This is a genomic window from Phycisphaerae bacterium (genome assembly GCA_012729815.1).
In the GTDB taxonomy this organism is placed as follows: Bacteria; Planctomycetota; Phycisphaerae; order JAAYCJ01; family JAAYCJ01; genus JAAYCJ01.
The window spans coordinates 1-15,487 of sequence record JAAYCJ010000285.1 but is presented as its reverse complement, the minus strand read 5'-3'; the positions used below and the strand labels follow the sequence as shown (position 1 = coordinate 15,487).

Sequence of the window (15,487 nt, the reverse complement as noted above, 5' to 3'; positions counted from 1 at the left end):
GGCGGGTTGGGCTTGAGGTGCGGCGCGGTTTGGCGCGTTGGGCGTTGGGTTTGAGAAGGGACTATCGTGGATCGAAGAGCATTTGCGGTTCGCGGCGTTGGCGGGCGATGGCTGAAGGGTCGGGTTTCGGCGAAGGGGTTGGGGTTCGCGGTGGAGGCGGTGTGGTGTCCGTCGCCGTCGCGGGATCATCGGGTCGAGCCGTATCCGGTTCCGAAGACGATCACGATCGGGACGCACGTGACGCAGGAGGCGGGATCGAAGCTGACGCCGACGCCGTTCGCGGTGGTGGCGATGGGCGAGGGACGTTCGGCGCTGGTGGCTGTGCGGGCGGATGCGGGGTGGCATCGGTGGAATTTTGTGGATTTTACGGGCACGGCTGGCGGCGTGGAGGTGGCGATCGACCTGGAGGGTCATACGCTGGTGGAGGAAGCGAGCGGGCACGTTGAGGTGTGCGCGATCCCGGGGCATGAGGGTGAGGGTCGGATGGAGCTTCTGGCGCGCGGGATGGCGGAGTTGTATCCGTCGGCGGCGAAGCGGCGTCTGGCGCGGTCGGATCAGCCGGACTGGTGGCGTCGGCCGATTTACTGCGGCTGGGGCGATCAGGTGGGCATGTCGTTGTTTCTGGAGGGTCCGGGTGCGGAGGCGCGGGCGCTGGCGTATTGCACGCAGGGGCTTTATCAGCGGTGGATTGATCGGTTGGATGAGGCGGGCGTGCCGTTTGGGACGGTGATTATCGACGCCGGCTGGTCGCCGGCGGGGGTATGGCGTGCGGACCCGATCAAGTGGCCGGATTTGCGCGGGTTTATCGCGCGGCAGCACGCGCGGGGGCGGAAGGTGCTGTTGTGGATCGGGACGTGGCTGAACGACGGGCTGCCGGATGCGTGGTGCCTATTCGCGGGCAAGACGAAGCTGGTGGCCGATCCGACGAACAAGGGGTATCGGGCGTTTTTGCGGGAGAATGTGGGGCGGCTGTTGTCGGATGGGAAGGACGGGTTGGGGGCGGACGGGTTCAAGATCGATCAGCTTGCGTTTGTGCCGTCGGAGCGGGTGTTGCGGGGCGGGGCGCAGTTTGGTCGGACGTTTGCGTTGGAGAGGCATCCGCGGATCGAGTTTGCGGGGAGTGCGTGGGGCTGTGAGTTGCTGTACGATCTGCACAAGCAGATTTATGACGCGGCGAAGTCGGCGAAGAGGGATTGTCTGGTGTCGAGCAGTATCGTGCATCCGTATTTTGAGGGCGTGTTCGACATGGTGCGGCTGCACGATACGGAGTCGGTGGAGGTGGACGTTTTGGCGGCGATGAAGGCGCGGGCGGATTTGTCGTCGGCGGTGCATCCGGATGCGCCGATCGATATGGACGATTGGGTGCACGCGGATTACGGCAAGTGGCTGGACTATACGATGCAGAGCGGTCGGTACGGCGTGCCGTGCGTTTTTTATGCGGAGCATTTTGTGCGGTCGTTTGGGGAGGCGCCGGTGACGCTGCCGATTCGGCTTGGTGATTTGCGGAAGATCGCGAAGGCGTGGCGATCGCTTTGAGGCGGCGCTGAGGGAGGTTGCAGCGTTTGGACGGAAGCCGCGGCGGAGGCGGTGTCGAGAGGGTTGGCGGTTTGGTATAATTGGTCTTATGGCGATGCGGTATTCGATTGGTTATCGGTATCCGGATGACGAGTCGGTGGTGGAGGTGGTGCGCGAGTTTCGGGAGCGGATCGGCGAGGTGTATTTTGCGTGGCCGGGCGAGGCGAGCGGCCGGTCGGTGCTGGAGGAGGATGGGCGGGAGGTGCTGGAGGCGGAGTTGGGTGAGTTGTCTGGGATGGGGGTTGGTCTGGTGCTGCTGGTGAACGCAGCGTGCTATGGTGCGAAGGCGGTGTCGGTGGAGTTGGCCGAGCGGGTGCGGGGGCAGGTGCGGCATCTGTTGGACGCGCAGAATCTGATCGCGGTGACGACGACGTCGCCGTTTGTGGCGCGGACGCTGAAGGAGGCGTTTCCAGAGTTGGCGATTCGGGCGTCGGTGAATATGCGAATCGGGACGACGGCGGGGATGGCGTACGTGGCGGATGCGTTCGACGGGTTTTACATGCAGCGGGAGTACAATCGGGACGCGCGGCGGATCGAACGGTTGAAGGCGTGGTGCGATGAGCGGGGCAAGGAACTGCACATCCTGGTCAACAGCGGGTGTCTGAACTGGTGTTCGACGCAGACGTTTCACGATAACCTCGTGGCCCACGAGGCGGAGATGTGCGGGGTGGAGCACGTGGGGCAGAGGTGGCCGAGTCCGTGCTGGGAGTTTCTGTCAAGGCGGGAGAACTGGGTGCATTTGTTGTGCGGGTCGTGGGTACGGCCGGAGGACATCGGGCGGTACGAGCGGTGGTTTTCGACGGCGAAGCTGGCGACGCGGATGCACTCGCGGCCGCGGGCGGTGGTGGCGGCGTATTGTGCGGAGCGGTTTTACGGCAATCTGCTGGATTTGATGGAGCCGGGCTACGGGCCGCTGCTGGCGCCGCAGGCGATCGACAACCGGCGGTTTCCGGCGGACTGGTGGGAGCGGACGGCGTCGTGCGCGAAGGACTGCGAGGCGTGCGGATACTGCCGTGAAGTGCTGGAGCGGGTGCAGGTTCGGGCGGACGGTTAGCGGCTAGGGTTGGTTGGCGGGCGAGCGCGGCTGGAGGAAGTCGGGGAGCGTTCCGACGGGGGTGAGGTCTTCGACGGAGACGACCTGGCGTGACTGGTCGCCGGTGATCTGTCGGTAGAGTTCCTGGACTTCGGTGTGGAAGGGTCCGGCGTTGGCGGCGCGGCTGACGGCATCCTTTACCGCCTGCTCGTCATTGTTGATCCATCCGATGTAGAGCACGCCGAGCCAGGAGAGCATGCCGTGGCTTCTGGTGTGGCCTTCGCTTCCGCCGATGTCGCCGTAGGTTCCGATGTAGAGGTCGAGGGCGTCCTGTATGGAGTCGAGGTCGTCGAGGATTCGTGTTCTGTCGATACCGAAGACGAGGTAGTAGTCGGGCGGTTTGGTCCAGAAGCTGTTCTGCACTCGGGCGAGTCGCAGGACGGCCAGTCCGGCGGCTTTATAGCTTCCGGTCATCAGGAAGCAGTGGATGGTTCCGATGACGGGGTCGGGGTTTTGCGGGTCGAGGTTGATGACGGCCTGGTAGGAACTTAAGGCCTGGTCAAAGCGGCGGTTTTTTACGAGGTCGCGTGCGGCGGCCATCTGTCGAGCGATGTAGAGGTTGGTCCGCTGGGAGACGAGGGAACCGGTGTCGGTGTAGGTTGGGACGGCGAGCAGGGATCGGCTATAATCCCGCTGGTTGTCGTGCGAGTCGGTTGCGGGTGAGGCGTCGGCGTCGGGTTGTTGGAGGAGCGGTCCGGTGATCGGCATGAGGAGTTGGGGATCGTCGAGGTCGCAGGCGAGGGGGTCGTACTCGCAGATATCGCCGGATTCGGGCAGGAGGACGAGGTCGGTCATCGCGGTGGCGGGACCGGCGGAGGCGATAGGGGCCAGATTCATGCCCGCGATGCGTCCCCCCCCGCCGCTATAGCCTGGGGTGGCGGGGCCGAAGCCGGGGAGACCGGGTGAGGAGAAGCTGGGCAGGCCCCCCACTCCGGAGGCGCCGCCGGAGTCGAAGCCACCGAAGCCGGGGCGATTGAAAGTTGAGACGTCGGCGGCCCGAGATGAATAGCCGGGGGTCTGGAAGTTGTAGCTGCTAAGACTTGAACCGAGGCGACCGCGAAACTGGCCGATCGAGTTGCTGGGTCGATAGGCGCCGCTGCCCACATCGCGAATCTGTGTCAGAGCCGGTGCGGCAGTGACCGCGACCGTGGAAAGCATCAGCAAGAGCCGTATCCGGGATTCCATAGCCATCGTCCTTATGGCCTCAACTGTAGCACACAAACTTCATCGGTACTGACAGTATCGTCAGGCATTATGCCTATGCTTTGGGAATATCGGAAGTTTGTCTTTGTCTATATGCATTATACTGGAAAAGCGGTCTTGGAGGTCGCGCTAAAATGGAAATTATTTATTGTCATCAGCATCGATTGGTCGATGTAGTGGCGGAGGCCCGTCCAGGCTGGTTTGTGAGAATGTTAAAGTATAATTTTATCAAGATCCGTTGGGGAAATCGGCGGGTGTGGCGGGTATGATTTTGTGGGGTCGGTCGAGTTATGGATTCTGCGCATGAGCAAAGTCGCGTTGCACCGGTATCGGGTCCCGATTGTCAATCTGGGAACCGGGTTCGAAGGTTATCGTATTTTACAATGGTCGGACCTTCACCTGGGCCGTCCGTGCCCGGTGGAGGACGCTCTTGACCGGGTCCGGGACTTACCGGTGGATTTGGTGGTATTGACTGGAGATGTTCTTCACAGTGCTGATTTTGTGGAGGAGGGCCGTGCCTTTTTGGAGGTTTTGACCGCGAATCTGTCGCCGCGGGACGGATTTGTAGCGGTGCTGGGCAATCACGATTCGGGCGCGGTGGGCCTGGGAGAAGGAGAGGGCGGCATTCGGTGGTTGAATAATGATCTGATGCGTCTGGAGCGAGGGGATGATCGGCTGAACGTGGTGGGTCTGGACCAGAGGTGTTGGGCGGCGACGGACGTTTGCGCGGCGTTCCGGGGGGTGGAGGGTCGCGAGCCGACGGTGGTGTTGGGTCATTTTCCGCTGACGGCGGCGTTGGTGGGCGATCTGGCGGACGTGGTGCTGTCGGGCCACACGCACGGGGGTCAGATTCGGGTGCCGGGCTTGCCGTTTTTCACGAACGATCACCTGGGCTGGCGGCATGGGCGCGGTCTGACGCGTGTGGGCGGGGTGTCGTTGGTGGTTTCGGCGGGCCTGGGCTACAGCGGTCCGTTCAGTTTTCGTTTTTTTTCGAAGCCGGAGCTGGTTCTGGTCGAGTTGGCTTCGGAGGGCGGCAGGACGGCTGCGGAAGAGGAATTGACTTGAATTAAGTGGACATTCTGCAATAATTTTACTTGGACCCTGTTAACGGATCGGCACCAGAACAAGTCGCATCGGACTTTACCAGCTTCAACGAAAGGATCGGATCATGCGGGACAGGTCGCTACTGAACAGGATGGCCTCGTTGAACGTCACCATCGGTGGAAGCGGCACGGGCCAACCGCTGCCGGTGGTGGTGCTGACCGTCGTCGTGGTGGTGATGGCGCTGATTACGGTGTACAAGACGAGCATCAGCCCGGGCGGCGGGATTGACCTGAGCAAGGAGATTCCGTTCAAGTGCAAGGCGTGCAATGAGATCGTGAACAAGACGCTGCGCGATTTGCAGCAGATGGAGGAGACTCAGCAGATGGGTCCGATGATGGGCCCGATGAAGCTGGTGTGCCCGAAGTGCGGGAAGAAGGAGTTGACGCAGGCGGTCAAGTGCCCCAAGTGCGAGGAGGTGTTCATTTTTGAGATGGATCCGATGGCTGGGGCGAGTTTTGACGACCGGTGTCCGAAATGCGGAGTGAGCTATTCGGAGGCGTGGCAGGAGAAGTATCGCAAGGGCAAGTAGCGGCTTGGCGTTTTGGCCAAGTTGGGCACAGAGACCAGGAGCAAGCGATGAGGGACAGATTCGTTTCCCGATGGGCGGCGTTGAAAGTCGGTATCGGCGGCGCGGGCGGGGGTCAGCCTCTTCCGGTGGTGGTTTTGACGGTGGTGGTGGTGGTCATGGCGTTGATCACGGTGTACAAGAGCATCAATCCGGGGGACGGGCTCGACCCGAACAGGAAGATTCCGTTCAAGTGCAAGGCGTGCGGCGAGATCGCGCACAAGACGCTGGGAGAGTTGCAGGCGATGTCGGAGACTCAGCAGATGGGTCCGATGATGGGTCCGATGAAGCTGGAGTGCCCGAAGTGCGGGAAGAAGGAGCTGACGCAGGCGGTGCAGTGTCCCCAGTGCGAGGAGGTGTTCATTTTTGAGATGGATCCGATGCAGATGACGGAATTCGACGATCGGTGTCCCAAATGCGGGGTGAGCTATTCGGAGGCGTGGCAGGAGAAGTATCGCAAGGGCAAGTAGGATGGATGCCCCGACCGGACGTTTGAGGCGGACGTTCGATGCGAGCAAAGGGAGTGGATCATGAGGGATAGAGTGCTGTCGTGCCGGTGGGCGTTTTCCGGCATTACGATCGGCGGCAGTTCGGGCGGGCTGCCGGCCCCGCTGGTGCTGCTGGCGTTGGGCGTGGTGCTGATGGCGATGCTGACGGTGTGGCACACATCGAGCCGGCGTGGGGGAGAGTTCGACCCGACCAAGGAGGTGGCGTTCAAGTGCAAGGCGTGCGGGGCGATCGTGATGAAGACGCTGGGCGATCTTCAGACGATGGAAGAGACGCAGCAGATGGGTCCGATGATGGGCCCGATGAAGCTGGATTGCCCGTACTGCGGGGAGCAGGAGTTGACGCAGGCGGTGAAGTGTCCCCGGTGCGAGGAGGTGTTTATTTTCGACATGGACCCGATGGCCGGCGAGACGTTCGACGACCGGTGCCCCAACTGCGGGGTGAGCTATTCGGAGGCGTGGCAGGAGAAGTATCGCAGGACCAAGTGAGTCGGGCGGCTATCGGCGGGTTGTCCGGGCAGGGAGGCGATCTTCCCTGCTTTTTTGTTTGAGCGAGGAGACGGATGGCTATGGATGGGGAACGGCCGATCGTACTGACGGCGGAGGCGGCGAGGGAGGTTCGCCGGATCGCGGTGGAGCAGGCGATGAAAGGTCAGACGTATCTGCGTCTGGCGGTGCGTGCGGGCGGCTGCGGCGGTTTTACATACGTGGTGGACGTGACGGCGGCGGTTCCGGCGGCGGAGGACTGCGAGTTCGAGTCGCACGGGATCGGGATCGTGTGCGATCCGCTCAGCCGTTTATACCTGGCGGGGACGACGGTGGGTTTTCGGGATGAGGTGGTGCGCCGCGGGTTCGTATTCGACAATCCGAACGCGGGCTCGACGTGCCCTTGCGGGATGAGCTTTGGGTTGTAGGCGGCGGCACGGCGGTTGTGGGTTGTGGGTTGGGGTGAAGGTGTTCCTTGTGGGAGCGGCACGGAGCACGCGGAACACGCGGAGGGAGGAATCAGAAAGAGAGCATACCCGAGTGCAGAATGAGGGGTTGACGGCTGAGGGGCCGAGAATCTTGGGGGGCGGGCGGAAATGGATTGACATTCTTGGTTGAGGAAAGTAAAGTGTGATTGTGGTAGACGACATATCTTCTCTGGAGTGCACCACTCGAGACGCGGCCTGAGGAATTGCCACTTGATCTTCAGGCGGAGCGACAGTCGAAGCGATGGCGGCTGGCTCAGCGGTTTTCCGGACCTGTTGGACAGCCGGTTGTGGAATGCGTGGGCCATCGCGGCGACGAGGCTATTGAGGCCCGATCAGAAACTCAATGCGAATTAGCGCCTTTGGAATCGTCCGCTGCAGGATGGTCTCCAAAGTCCTTCGGCGTCTGGGACGAATTGAAAGCCAAAACCAGGCGCGTCGAAGGGGGGACGGCGCGCCCGGTTTTATTTTTCCGATATCGACGCGCGAGCGTGTCCTTCCCGGCGGCGATTTCTTCCCGTGAACGATTATTCGTGGGAGAGGTTGCCGGTGTAGGTGAAGCTCAGGGGGATGGGGTGGATCAGATCGACGAGGCGTTCGGCAGTGTAGTCGACGAGTTGTTCGATGGTTTGCGGTTTGTGATAGAACGGCGGGCACAGGGGGGCGGCGACGGCTCCGGCGCGGGCGAGTTTGGCGAGGTTTTCGAGGTCGATCAGTCCGAGCGGGGTTTCGCGGAGGGCGAGGACCAGGGGCCGGCGCTGTTTGAGGTGGACCTGGGCGGCGCGTCGGATGAGGTTATCGGAGAGTCCTGAGGCGAGGGCGCCGAGGGTGTTGAGGGTGCAGGGGCAGATGATCATGCCGGCGGTTCGGTGGGAGCCGCTGGCGAGGGGGGAGTGGAGATTGAGGTTAGGGTGCCGGCGGATCCGGGCGTTGAGGCCGGAGTCGAGGTCGTGGCCGTCGAGTTCCTCGGCGGCGACCGCGACGGCGTTGGCGGAGAGGATCAGGTCGACGGGGAGGTTGTTGCGTGCGGCGACCTTGAGGACGGCTCTGGCGTAGATTTGTCCGCTGGCCCCGCAGACGGCCAGGACCAGAGAACCGGGTCGGGCGAGTTCATTCATGGCGGAAGTCCCCCCACTGTGCGAGTTTGGCGAGTTCCTCGATGGCCTGCTGGCAGAGGCTCTGGTGTCGCGGGTACTGGCGGATGACTCTATGGAACAAATCGGAGGCGGTTTGGACGGCGGCTGGGTCGAGATCGACGAGGGCGAGGGCGCGGGTGGTTCGGGCAAGTTCGAAGAGGGCGAGAGCACCGGCGTCCTGATCCTTGAACTGGTCGGCGTAGCGTTGGAGGGTTCGCTGTCGCGAGCGGGGGTCGGGTTCGCTGACGGCGTAGAGGACGAGGAGGTCGTCGTGGAGTTTGCTTCCGGAATAGCGGACGGCGAGGTCGAGGAGGTGGGTTCGCCATTTGGGGTGATGCGGGTCGAGGTTGAGCAGGTCGGCGAGGGGTTTGTATCCGAATTTGGGATCGTCGGCGTTGTTCTGGATGAGTTCGAGGAGTTTTTCGGCGTTTCGTTTGACGGCGGCGAGATCGACGGGCGGGATGGCGGATTCGCGTCGTCGGACGAAGATGTTTCGGAGGGTTCCGGACTCCGCGGGCATGGTCTGAGGTTGTCCGACGAGCGCGGCGTCGTGGTCGACGAGTTCGGAGAGGAGGCGTACGGCCTGGTCGATCTGTCCGCGTCGGGTGGCGATGACGGCGAGTCGGTAACGGGCGGGTTGGGCGTAGAGGCTATCCGGGTACTCGTCGATCAACTGCCGCCAGAGGAGTCGGCTGGTGGGGCTGACCAGGTCGGTGTGGAAGGAGACCTGCCAGTCCTGCATGAGGATGGTATAGTCGAATCGCATGTCCTCGGCGAGGGCACGGACGTAGAGGCAGTTGGGCAGGAAGTGGGACGCGCCGAACTGGCGTTGGAATCGCTGGCAGGCTTCGATGATGGCCATGCGGTGGTTGTGGGTGATTTCCTGGGCGACGGAGGGGAAAATCTGCTGGGCCATGTCGAGGATGGCCTGGAAGTCCCGGAGCTTGAAGCGTTGCCAGGACCTGACGGTCTCCTGGAGGAATTTCTGGGTCACGTCGATCGAGAGGTTTTCCCCGTCGGTTCCGTAGTGGCGGGCGAGGAGCCGGAATTCGAGCTGGTCGGCGCCGATGTAGTGGTGGAAGAGGAGACCGGGAATGGCGAAGAAGGGGATCATGCTGATGAGGATGCCTCCCGGCCGGTACTTGACGAGCTTGGCGAAGGCGAGTACGGCGGCGGCGATGGCGGCGGCGGCGACGAAGGCGACGACCCAGGGGGCGTAGAGGAGGGTGGGATCGACGAGCTTCATCTGGAGGGCGGGCGCGCCGCGGGTGGCGACGTAGAAGTAGATGGCAATGGGGAGGAGCGAGAGGACGGCGACGCCGAACTTGAAGGGGAGCATGTGCTTGCTGGCGCCGGCGATGAAGCTGCAGGCGATCAGGAAGAGGCTCAGGACGGGCAGATGGCCGAAGACGAGGGCTTCGGCGGCGAAGATGATGGAGAAGCGGAATCCGTAGAGTTGGGAGATGAGGATGGGCACGATGATGACGACGGCCATGAGCATGCCGACGATGGGAATGAGGACGGGCGTATCCTGGACGCTGAGGGGGGTGACGACCATGTCGATCAGGGTTTTGTGGTAGGTGGCGCCGTAGCTTTCCCAGGAGAAGTCGATGACTCGGCCGTTCTGGATCCAGAAGACGAACATGTTGAGGGCGGCGTAGACGCAGATGTTAACGGAGAGGAAGATGTAGGCCCGCTGGCGGGCCCAGAGTCCGGGACGGGACCAGATGTCGAAGAAGACGATCCTGGGCGGCGACGTCGGCGTTGTCGGTTGATCCATAGTCGGTCAGCCTGGCGGTTTGGCGCCGGTGAGGAGGACCATCACGTCAGGTCCGACCGTCCGGCACCGGGTTTCGTGAAAACCGGCCTTACGTAGACATTCTAGCAGAAAATCGCGGCTGTGCCAGTTGGCGACGGAACTGGGCAGATAATGGTAGGCTCCGGAGCCGAGGGAACCGGTCAGCAGCCCCCCTACCAGCGGCAGGACGCGGCGGAAGTAGAAGGTGAAGATCGGGCGGAAGAGGCGGTTGCGCGGGATCTGGAAATCGAGGGCGACGAGGCGTCCGCCGGGCTTGAGGACTCGGCCGATTTCGCGAAGGCCGCGGTCGAGGTCGGCGAAGTTCCTCAAGCCGTAGGCGCAGGTGACCAGGTCGAAGGAGCGGTTGGCAAAGGGGAGGGCCATGGCGTCGGCGGCGGCGAGGCGGTGGTTGGGCGGCAGCGTGCGGCGGCGGGCGGTCTGGAGCATTCGGAAGGAGAAATCGGCCCCTACGACGTTCGCGTGCGGGAACGTGCGGGCGAGGACCTTTGAGAGGGTGGCGGGTCCGCAGCAGAGGTCGAGGACTCGGTGCGGACGTGGGCAGAGGCGTCGGATGCGGCGGACGAGGCGAAAGCGGGCGTACTCGGAGAGGCCGAGGCTGATGACGGCGTTGGCCAGATCGTAGCGCGGGGCCACGAGGTCGAAGAGCATTCGGAGGCGTTCGGCTTTGTCCGGTGCGGCGTGGGGGTCGGCCAGGAGTCGGTCGGACCAGATCGGCTGGCGTTGAGGGTCGCGGGTCATGGTTCGGGCAATCCGAAATCGGCCCATCGGTCGGCGACGCGTTGGCGGATTTCCGGTGACATTTCGATGCGACCGGGCCAGTCGCGAGGATGGCCCTCCTGGGGGAGTTTGCGGGTGGCGTCGATTCCCATTTTAGAGCCGCTGCCGCAGACGGGCGCGGCGTGGTCGAGGATGTCCAGCGGGCCATCGACGATGACGGTGTCGCGTCGCGGATCGACGTTGGCGGCGACTTCGAACATGACGGCGTCGAGGTCGCGGACGTTGACGTCGGCGTCGACGACGACGATGAACTTCGAGAGCATCATCTGACCGAGACCCCAGAGGCCGCAGATGACCTTGCGGGCCTGGTGGGGGTAAGTCTTGTCGATGGCAACGACGAGGAAGTTGTGGAAGACGCCGAAGGCGGGCATGTGGTAGTCGACGATTTCCGGGTGGAGGGAACGGACGAGGGGCAGGAATATGCGTTCGGTGGCCCATCCGAGGTAGGTGTCCTCCATGGGCGGGTAGCCGACGACGATGCTGTGGTAGATCGGGTCGCGGCGGGTGGTAATGGCGGAGATTTCGAAGATGGGGAAGTCGCCGGCTTCGCTGTAGAAGCCGGTGTGGTCGCCGAAGGGGCCTTCGCGGGCGAGTCGGTCTGGATGGACGAGGCCTTCGAGAACGACTTCGGCGGTGGCTGGGACGTCGAGATCGACGGTTTTGGCGGGGACCACTTCGACGGGCTCGCCGCGGAGGAAGGCGGCGAACATCATCTCGTCGAAGCCGGCGGGCAGCGGGGAACTGGCGGCGTAGACGAGGGCTGGGTCGGTTCCGATGGCGACGGCCACGGGCATCGGCTGGTTGCGTCTGGCATACTCGCGGAGGATTCTCGCGCCGTCGTGGAAGGGGTGGATGTGCATGCCGGTGCGGCGGTCGTCGAAGACCTGGAGGCGGTAGATGCCGACATTCTGGCGGCGGTTGGTCGGGTCGCGGGTGATGACCAGGCCCATGGTGATATATGGTCCGGCGTCGCCGGGCCAGCACTGGAGGATCGGCAGTTCGGAGAGCCGGGCGTCGTCGGTGCGGACGACCTCCTGGCATGGGCCGGCGCGGAGACGTTTTGGGGCCAGGCCGGCCAGTTGGATCAACTGGGGGACTTTTTTGAGCTTGGCCAGAACGCCGGCGGGGATTTCCGGCTGAAGAAGCTCGGTGATCCGGTCGGTGATGTGGACGTAGTCCTCGACGCCGAGGGCGAGTTTCATGCGGCGGTCGGAGCCGAAGAGGTTGATGGCCACGGGCATGCGGGAGTTGCGGACGTTTTCGAAGACGATGGCTGGTCCGGAGGATTTGACGACGCGGTCGGTGATTTCGGTGATTTCCAGGTGCGGATCGACGTGGGCGGTTACGCGGCGGAGTTCGCCGAGCTCTTCGAGCCGTTGCAGGAAGTCACGCAGATCACGGTATGGATGAGGCATGTCCGGGTCCCAGATCACCAGGCGTCGTTTGCGGCCGTCACCGATCAAGACGCCATTTTAGCGGATCCGGGCTGAAAAGCATCGGTAGATTGGGCAGGGAGGCGGGGTTTTGGCGGACGGCGGCGAGGCTCAGTCCTTCATGTCAACCTGCTGGCAGCGGACGCGGACCTGTTCCTTGACGATGCGTTTGTTGGAGACGCCCTTGTTCAACACGATCACGATCTCGCTCCGGAGGACCTGACCTTCGAGTTCGAAGCTCTCGCCGTTGCGGAATTCAACGGTGCCTTTGATCCTGCCGTCGGAGGCGATCCGCGGGACGCCGGGGCAGGTGAATTTGACGCCGCCTTCGGCGAGGTCGATAATCTCATATTCCTTGCCGTCGATTATCAGTCGGGGTTTGTTCCCCGCCGGGTATCGCAGGCGGAAATGTCGGCGTTTGTCTTCACCCAGCGGCTACTTGGACATAACTTATACTCCAGGTCGATCATTGCCACTACAGAAATACGGCTATATCTACCACTTTGATCGGACATTTGTAGGGTTGTCTTGAAGGGTGCGCGGGCCTCAGGCTGGGGAAGCGTCAGGGCTCTCATTCTCGGTGTCTCACTTATCGCATCGTCACAGGAGCGTGTATCAAGTGGCGATCGGATACCGGGTTGTTCCGGACAGACTGAAGTATCATCCACTGGCCAAGCGTTTTGGCCTAGGCAAGGGCCTCCTCCAGCGTCGGCGACGGGGCGGCGCCCCACTCTATGATTCCGTTGATGATTTCGGCGGCTGTGTGCTGCGTTTTGGCGTCCGGATCGGTGCCGGCAAGGCGGCTCACCTTCTCGATGAGGAGCTGGGGCAAGGTCTGTCTGACCGCCCAGAGGGCGCTGAGGCGGAAGGCCGGATCGTGATGGTCAAGCATGGCGGACAGTTCCGTCAAGGCTGCGGTTCCGTGATACTTCAGGACGGCCCTGATCGCGGTCGCCCTGACGCGATGGTGAGGGCTCTGCGTTTTTGGTTCCGCGATCTGGTGGATATTGTCCGGATCAACCATCTCGAGGGCTTCGATGGCGTTGGACTGGACGCGGGGGTCGGCGTCGTCGAGGGCCGCCAGCAGCCGCTGTTTTGATTGCTCGCAGGGAACGGTAGCGAGTATCGTCATGACCGAAGCGCGAATGACCGGTTCGGGATCGTCGGAGAGCTGGATGACCTGTTCCAGGCATTTGGCGGCCAGGTCGGTTCTACGGACGAGCATCAGGGCCACGAATCTTTCGGCGGGCTTGTCCGATTGGAGTTCGGCGAGGACGTGGGTGACGAGCAGTTCGACCTGCCGGTACAGCTCGCGCACCGCGTCGCGCTGGCCATCCACATCGCGCCGTGAGAAGTCGTCCCAGAATCCGTCGAACCGTTGTTGATCCCACTCAACGACCAAGGTATCCATGTTGCTGCCTCCACACACTTGGCGGATACTGTCATTCGGAGAGTGTTATTTTTGCGTCCTCTCGATCATCGTGCCCCACGACGATCGTCCCGCTTCGTCAAGACATCCCATCGAGGTGTTGAGTCACTGGTGAGGCCGAGCCCGTTCAGGCGGTCACGGGCTCCGGTCCGCAGGGTTGGCATCGGATTCGTATCTGCTCCTTGACGACCCGCTTGTCGGGCGGTCCCTGTGCGAGTTCCATGACGACCTCGATTCCCAGCACCCTTCCCTGCAGTTGCTGGACCTGACCATCACTGAATTCGAGGGCTCCGCGAATAACGGCATCGGGACCGAGGTCCATGGTCTGGGGACAACTGAATTTGACGCCCCCTTCGGAGACGTCGATGATCTCGTATTCCTTGTCGCTGATGACCAGTTTCGGCTTTTTGCGGGAGGGGTATCTGAGGCGGAAGTGCCTTCGCCTGTCCTGGGTTTCAGCCAATCGGCTCTTTGCCATATGCGACTCCAGCCGGGAATGTGAACCGCTGCCCCTTGGCCCGGCGTTGGGGACTTTCGCACGGTTGACAGATCGGCGGATTGCAGCAGTCTCTTGAATCGGACTTGGAGGTCTGACGGGTTCCGATCATTGTCTGGCGTATATCATTACTGTGGCTTATCGAGCTGTTTCTTCAGGGCGTAGTAGGCGGTGGCGAGGGGATTGGTCTTGACGAGGAGTCCGTAGATGGTGCTGAGGGGGACGTATTCGAGGTTCTGGTCGAGGAGCTTGCCGTTTTCGATGCGTCCGCTGGTGGAGAAGAGGGGGATGCGTCCCTGTCCGGCAGAGGACCAGAATTTGCTTTCGTAGCGGGCCATGAGGTCGACGCCGACCTGGTAGCGGACGGTTTTGTCGGGCAGGGAGTCGCCTTCCATGTAGATGTTCCAGGGCCAGCCGCGGAAGATCATGTTGTTGTGGACGCGGCCGTCGGCGAACTTGGTATACCAGTTGATGAGTTTGGCGAAGTTGTAGCGGGTGAAGTTGAGGCCTGGGAATATCTGGGTGACCCAGTCGGGCGCGGCTTTGCCTTCGAGGTGTCCGTCGGTGAAGGCCATGCGTCCCTGTCCGACGATCCGGTTGGGGTCGATGTCGTTTGGCCAGCCGAAGAGTCGGGCCTGTTCGTCGCTGTCGTCGGAGAAGGTTCCGTTGACGGTCAGGCCGGGGAAGAAGTCCTCGATCTGCGGCTGAATGGACGGGCCGACGGTGACCTCGACGAGTTGGCTTTGGAGGTCGAGCGGCGGGTTGGGATCGTCGAGAACGGCGGTGAAGCGGCCGTTGATGGCGCCGTCGTTGAGGTCGCCGTGGAATTGCAGGACGGCTTGCGGGACATCTTCGGCGTTACGGCTGACGTCGAGTGAGACGGCCAGATCGCCGATGGTCTGCTCGGCGTTGGAGCGGGGTTCGATCCTGCGCAGGCGGTCGGTTTGGAAGGCGAGGAGCGCGGCAGAGCCGGCGAGGAAGCGGCGGATTTGGTCCACGGTCCGGCGATGTCGGACGATCCAGGGATCGGCGGCTGGGGCGGTCTGGGTCGGCGGGACATTCAGTTCGGGCAGGAGAGTTTTGAGAACACTCTGAGCGGTGGTGGCGAGGCGGTCGACGTCGAGGTATCGGCTGGTGATTTCGGCTGAGCCGAACATGCGGCCCGGGTCGTTGGGATCGGCGCCGGGTTGGAGCATCAGATCGGCCACGACGCTCAGGTCGCTGCGGTCGTCAGAGACGGTGAGCCGCCGGCAGTCGAGGTGATGGCTGGAGAAGGTCAGGCCACCGTCGAGGGTGAGCGGCTGTCCGTCGGCGGTCATTGAGACCTCGTGCAGATCGATCCTCGAAGGGGCTATCATCAGCCGGCCGTCGCGCCAGTCG

At 62.7% G+C, this 15,487-nt stretch carries 17 protein-coding genes; 8 read left to right on the top strand and 9 right to left on the bottom strand.

The genetic code is table 11. From position 1 onward, the window contains the following. The first annotated feature begins 66 nt into the window (after window positions 1–66). Entirely contained in the window at window positions 67–1,536 is a 1,470-nt protein-coding gene (locus tag GXY33_18405) for a hypothetical protein (GenBank protein NLX07112.1), read from the top strand. 94 nt (window positions 1,537–1,630) lie between these two features. Then, window positions 1,631–2,629 carry a hypothetical protein gene (locus GXY33_18400; GenBank protein ID NLX07111.1) on the top strand — a complete coding sequence of 333 codons (999 nt, stop codon included), beginning with the start codon at window positions 1,631–1,633 and terminating at the stop codon, window positions 2,627–2,629. 3 nt (window positions 2,630–2,632) lie between these two features. Here GXY33_18400 and GXY33_18395 read toward each other — a convergent pair whose 3' ends face one another. Continuing rightward, window positions 2,633–3,505, bottom strand: coding sequence for a tetratricopeptide repeat protein (locus GXY33_18395; protein ID NLX07110.1), 873 nt, complete (start codon window positions 3,503–3,505; stop codon window positions 2,633–2,635). A gap of 669 nt (window positions 3,506–4,174) precedes the next feature. Here GXY33_18395 and GXY33_18390 point away from each other — a divergent pair. From GXY33_18390 to GXY33_18365, 6 genes are all read left to right on the top strand, one after another. Continuing rightward, window positions 4,175–4,936, top strand: a complete 762-nt coding sequence (locus GXY33_18390; protein NLX07109.1) for a hypothetical protein — start codon at window positions 4,175–4,177, stop codon at window positions 4,934–4,936. A 103-nt stretch (window positions 4,937–5,039) separates the two neighbouring features. Further along, complete coding sequence (locus tag GXY33_18385) at window positions 5,040–5,504, top strand: hypothetical protein (GenBank protein ID NLX07108.1); 465 nt, start codon at window positions 5,040–5,042, stop codon at window positions 5,502–5,504. 47 nt (window positions 5,505–5,551) lie between these two features. Beyond that, window positions 5,552–6,010: a hypothetical protein gene (locus tag GXY33_18380; protein NLX07107.1), complete on the top strand. Its 459-nt coding sequence runs from the start codon at window positions 5,552–5,554 to the stop codon at window positions 6,008–6,010. A gap of 60 nt (window positions 6,011–6,070) precedes the next feature. Then, window positions 6,071–6,535, top strand: a complete 465-nt coding sequence (locus tag GXY33_18375; GenBank protein ID NLX07106.1) for a hypothetical protein — start codon at window positions 6,071–6,073, stop codon at window positions 6,533–6,535. 80 nt (window positions 6,536–6,615) lie between these two features. After that, the gene (locus tag GXY33_18370; protein ID NLX07105.1) at window positions 6,616–6,960 is read left to right on the top strand and encodes an iron-sulfur cluster assembly accessory protein; all 345 of its coding nucleotides are present in this window, start codon (window positions 6,616–6,618) and stop codon (window positions 6,958–6,960) included. A gap of 270 nt (window positions 6,961–7,230) precedes the next feature. Continuing rightward, window positions 7,231–7,374 carry a hypothetical protein gene (locus tag GXY33_18365; protein NLX07104.1) on the top strand — a complete coding sequence of 48 codons (144 nt, stop codon included), beginning with the start codon at window positions 7,231–7,233 and terminating at the stop codon, window positions 7,372–7,374. Between the two features lie 170 nt (window positions 7,375–7,544). On the opposite strand, the gene GXY33_18360 is transcribed toward GXY33_18365, so the two are convergent. The 8 genes from GXY33_18360 to GXY33_18325 all read right to left on the bottom strand — a co-directional run. After that, on the bottom strand, window positions 7,545–8,135 hold the full coding sequence (locus tag GXY33_18360) for a UbiX family flavin prenyltransferase (GenBank protein ID NLX07103.1): 591 nt from the start codon (window positions 8,133–8,135) through the stop codon (window positions 7,545–7,547). Further along, the gene (locus tag GXY33_18355; protein ID NLX07102.1) at window positions 8,128–9,933 is read right to left on the bottom strand and encodes a hypothetical protein; all 1,806 of its coding nucleotides are present in this window, start codon (window positions 9,931–9,933) and stop codon (window positions 8,128–8,130) included. Before GXY33_18355 ends, GXY33_18360 begins: the two co-directional genes overlap by 8 nt. Before the next feature lie 6 nt (window positions 9,934–9,939). Beyond that, window positions 9,940–10,737, bottom strand: coding sequence for a ubiquinone/menaquinone biosynthesis methyltransferase (locus GXY33_18350; protein ID NLX07101.1), 798 nt, complete (start codon window positions 10,735–10,737; stop codon window positions 9,940–9,942). Beyond that, window positions 10,707–12,164 (bottom strand): menaquinone biosynthesis decarboxylase, encoded by a 1,458-nt coding sequence (locus tag GXY33_18345; protein ID NLX07100.1) that lies wholly within the window; start codon window positions 12,162–12,164, stop codon window positions 10,707–10,709. The genes GXY33_18350 and GXY33_18345 overlap by 31 nt, the downstream gene beginning before the upstream one ends. A gap of 129 nt (window positions 12,165–12,293) precedes the next feature. Further along, window positions 12,294–12,614: a PilZ domain-containing protein gene (locus tag GXY33_18340; protein NLX07099.1), complete on the bottom strand. Its 321-nt coding sequence runs from the start codon at window positions 12,612–12,614 to the stop codon at window positions 12,294–12,296. A 253-nt stretch (window positions 12,615–12,867) separates the two neighbouring features. Then, a complete protein-coding gene (locus GXY33_18335; GenBank protein NLX07098.1) occupies window positions 12,868–13,593 on the bottom strand; it encodes a hypothetical protein in 726 nt (241 codons plus the stop codon). Window positions 13,594–13,738: 145 nt separating this feature from the next. Continuing rightward, complete coding sequence (locus tag GXY33_18330; GenBank protein ID NLX07097.1) at window positions 13,739–14,089, bottom strand: PilZ domain-containing protein; 351 nt, start codon at window positions 14,087–14,089, stop codon at window positions 13,739–13,741. 146 nt (window positions 14,090–14,235) lie between these two features. After that, on the bottom strand, window positions 14,236–15,487 hold a 1,252-nt coding region (locus GXY33_18325; GenBank protein NLX07096.1), incomplete at its 5' end, for a hypothetical protein.

Bases quoted from the DNA above. Each gene is read 5' to 3' on its own strand.
- GXY33_18400 (NLX07111.1), top strand. From the start codon at position 1,631: ATGCGGTATTCGATTGGTTATCGGTATCCGGATGACGAGTCGGTGGTG.
- GXY33_18395 (NLX07110.1), bottom strand. From the start codon at position 3,505: ATGAATCTGGCCCCTATCGCCTCCGCCGGTCCCGCCACCGCGATGACC.
- GXY33_18390 (NLX07109.1), top strand. From the start codon at position 4,175: ATGAGCAAAGTCGCGTTGCACCGGTATCGGGTCCCGATTGTCAATCTG.
- GXY33_18385 (NLX07108.1), top strand. From the start codon at position 5,040: ATGCGGGACAGGTCGCTACTGAACAGGATGGCCTCGTTGAACGTCACC.
- GXY33_18380 (NLX07107.1), top strand. From the start codon at position 5,552: ATGAGGGACAGATTCGTTTCCCGATGGGCGGCGTTGAAAGTCGGTATC.
- GXY33_18375 (NLX07106.1), top strand. From the start codon at position 6,071: ATGAGGGATAGAGTGCTGTCGTGCCGGTGGGCGTTTTCCGGCATTACG.
- GXY33_18370 (NLX07105.1), top strand. From the start codon at position 6,616: ATGGATGGGGAACGGCCGATCGTACTGACGGCGGAGGCGGCGAGGGAG.
- GXY33_18360 (NLX07103.1), bottom strand. From the start codon at position 8,135: ATGAATGAACTCGCCCGACCCGGTTCTCTGGTCCTGGCCGTCTGCGGG.
- GXY33_18355 (NLX07102.1), bottom strand. From the start codon at position 9,933: ATGGATCAACCGACAACGCCGACGTCGCCGCCCAGGATCGTCTTCTTC.
- GXY33_18350 (NLX07101.1), bottom strand. From the start codon at position 10,737: ATGGGCCGATTTCGGATTGCCCGAACCATGACCCGCGACCCTCAACGC.
- GXY33_18345 (NLX07100.1), bottom strand. From the start codon at position 12,164: ATGCCTCATCCATACCGTGATCTGCGTGACTTCCTGCAACGGCTCGAA.
- GXY33_18335 (NLX07098.1), bottom strand. From the start codon at position 13,593: ATGGATACCTTGGTCGTTGAGTGGGATCAACAACGGTTCGACGGATTC.
- GXY33_18330 (NLX07097.1), bottom strand. From the start codon at position 14,089: ATGGCAAAGAGCCGATTGGCTGAAACCCAGGACAGGCGAAGGCACTTC.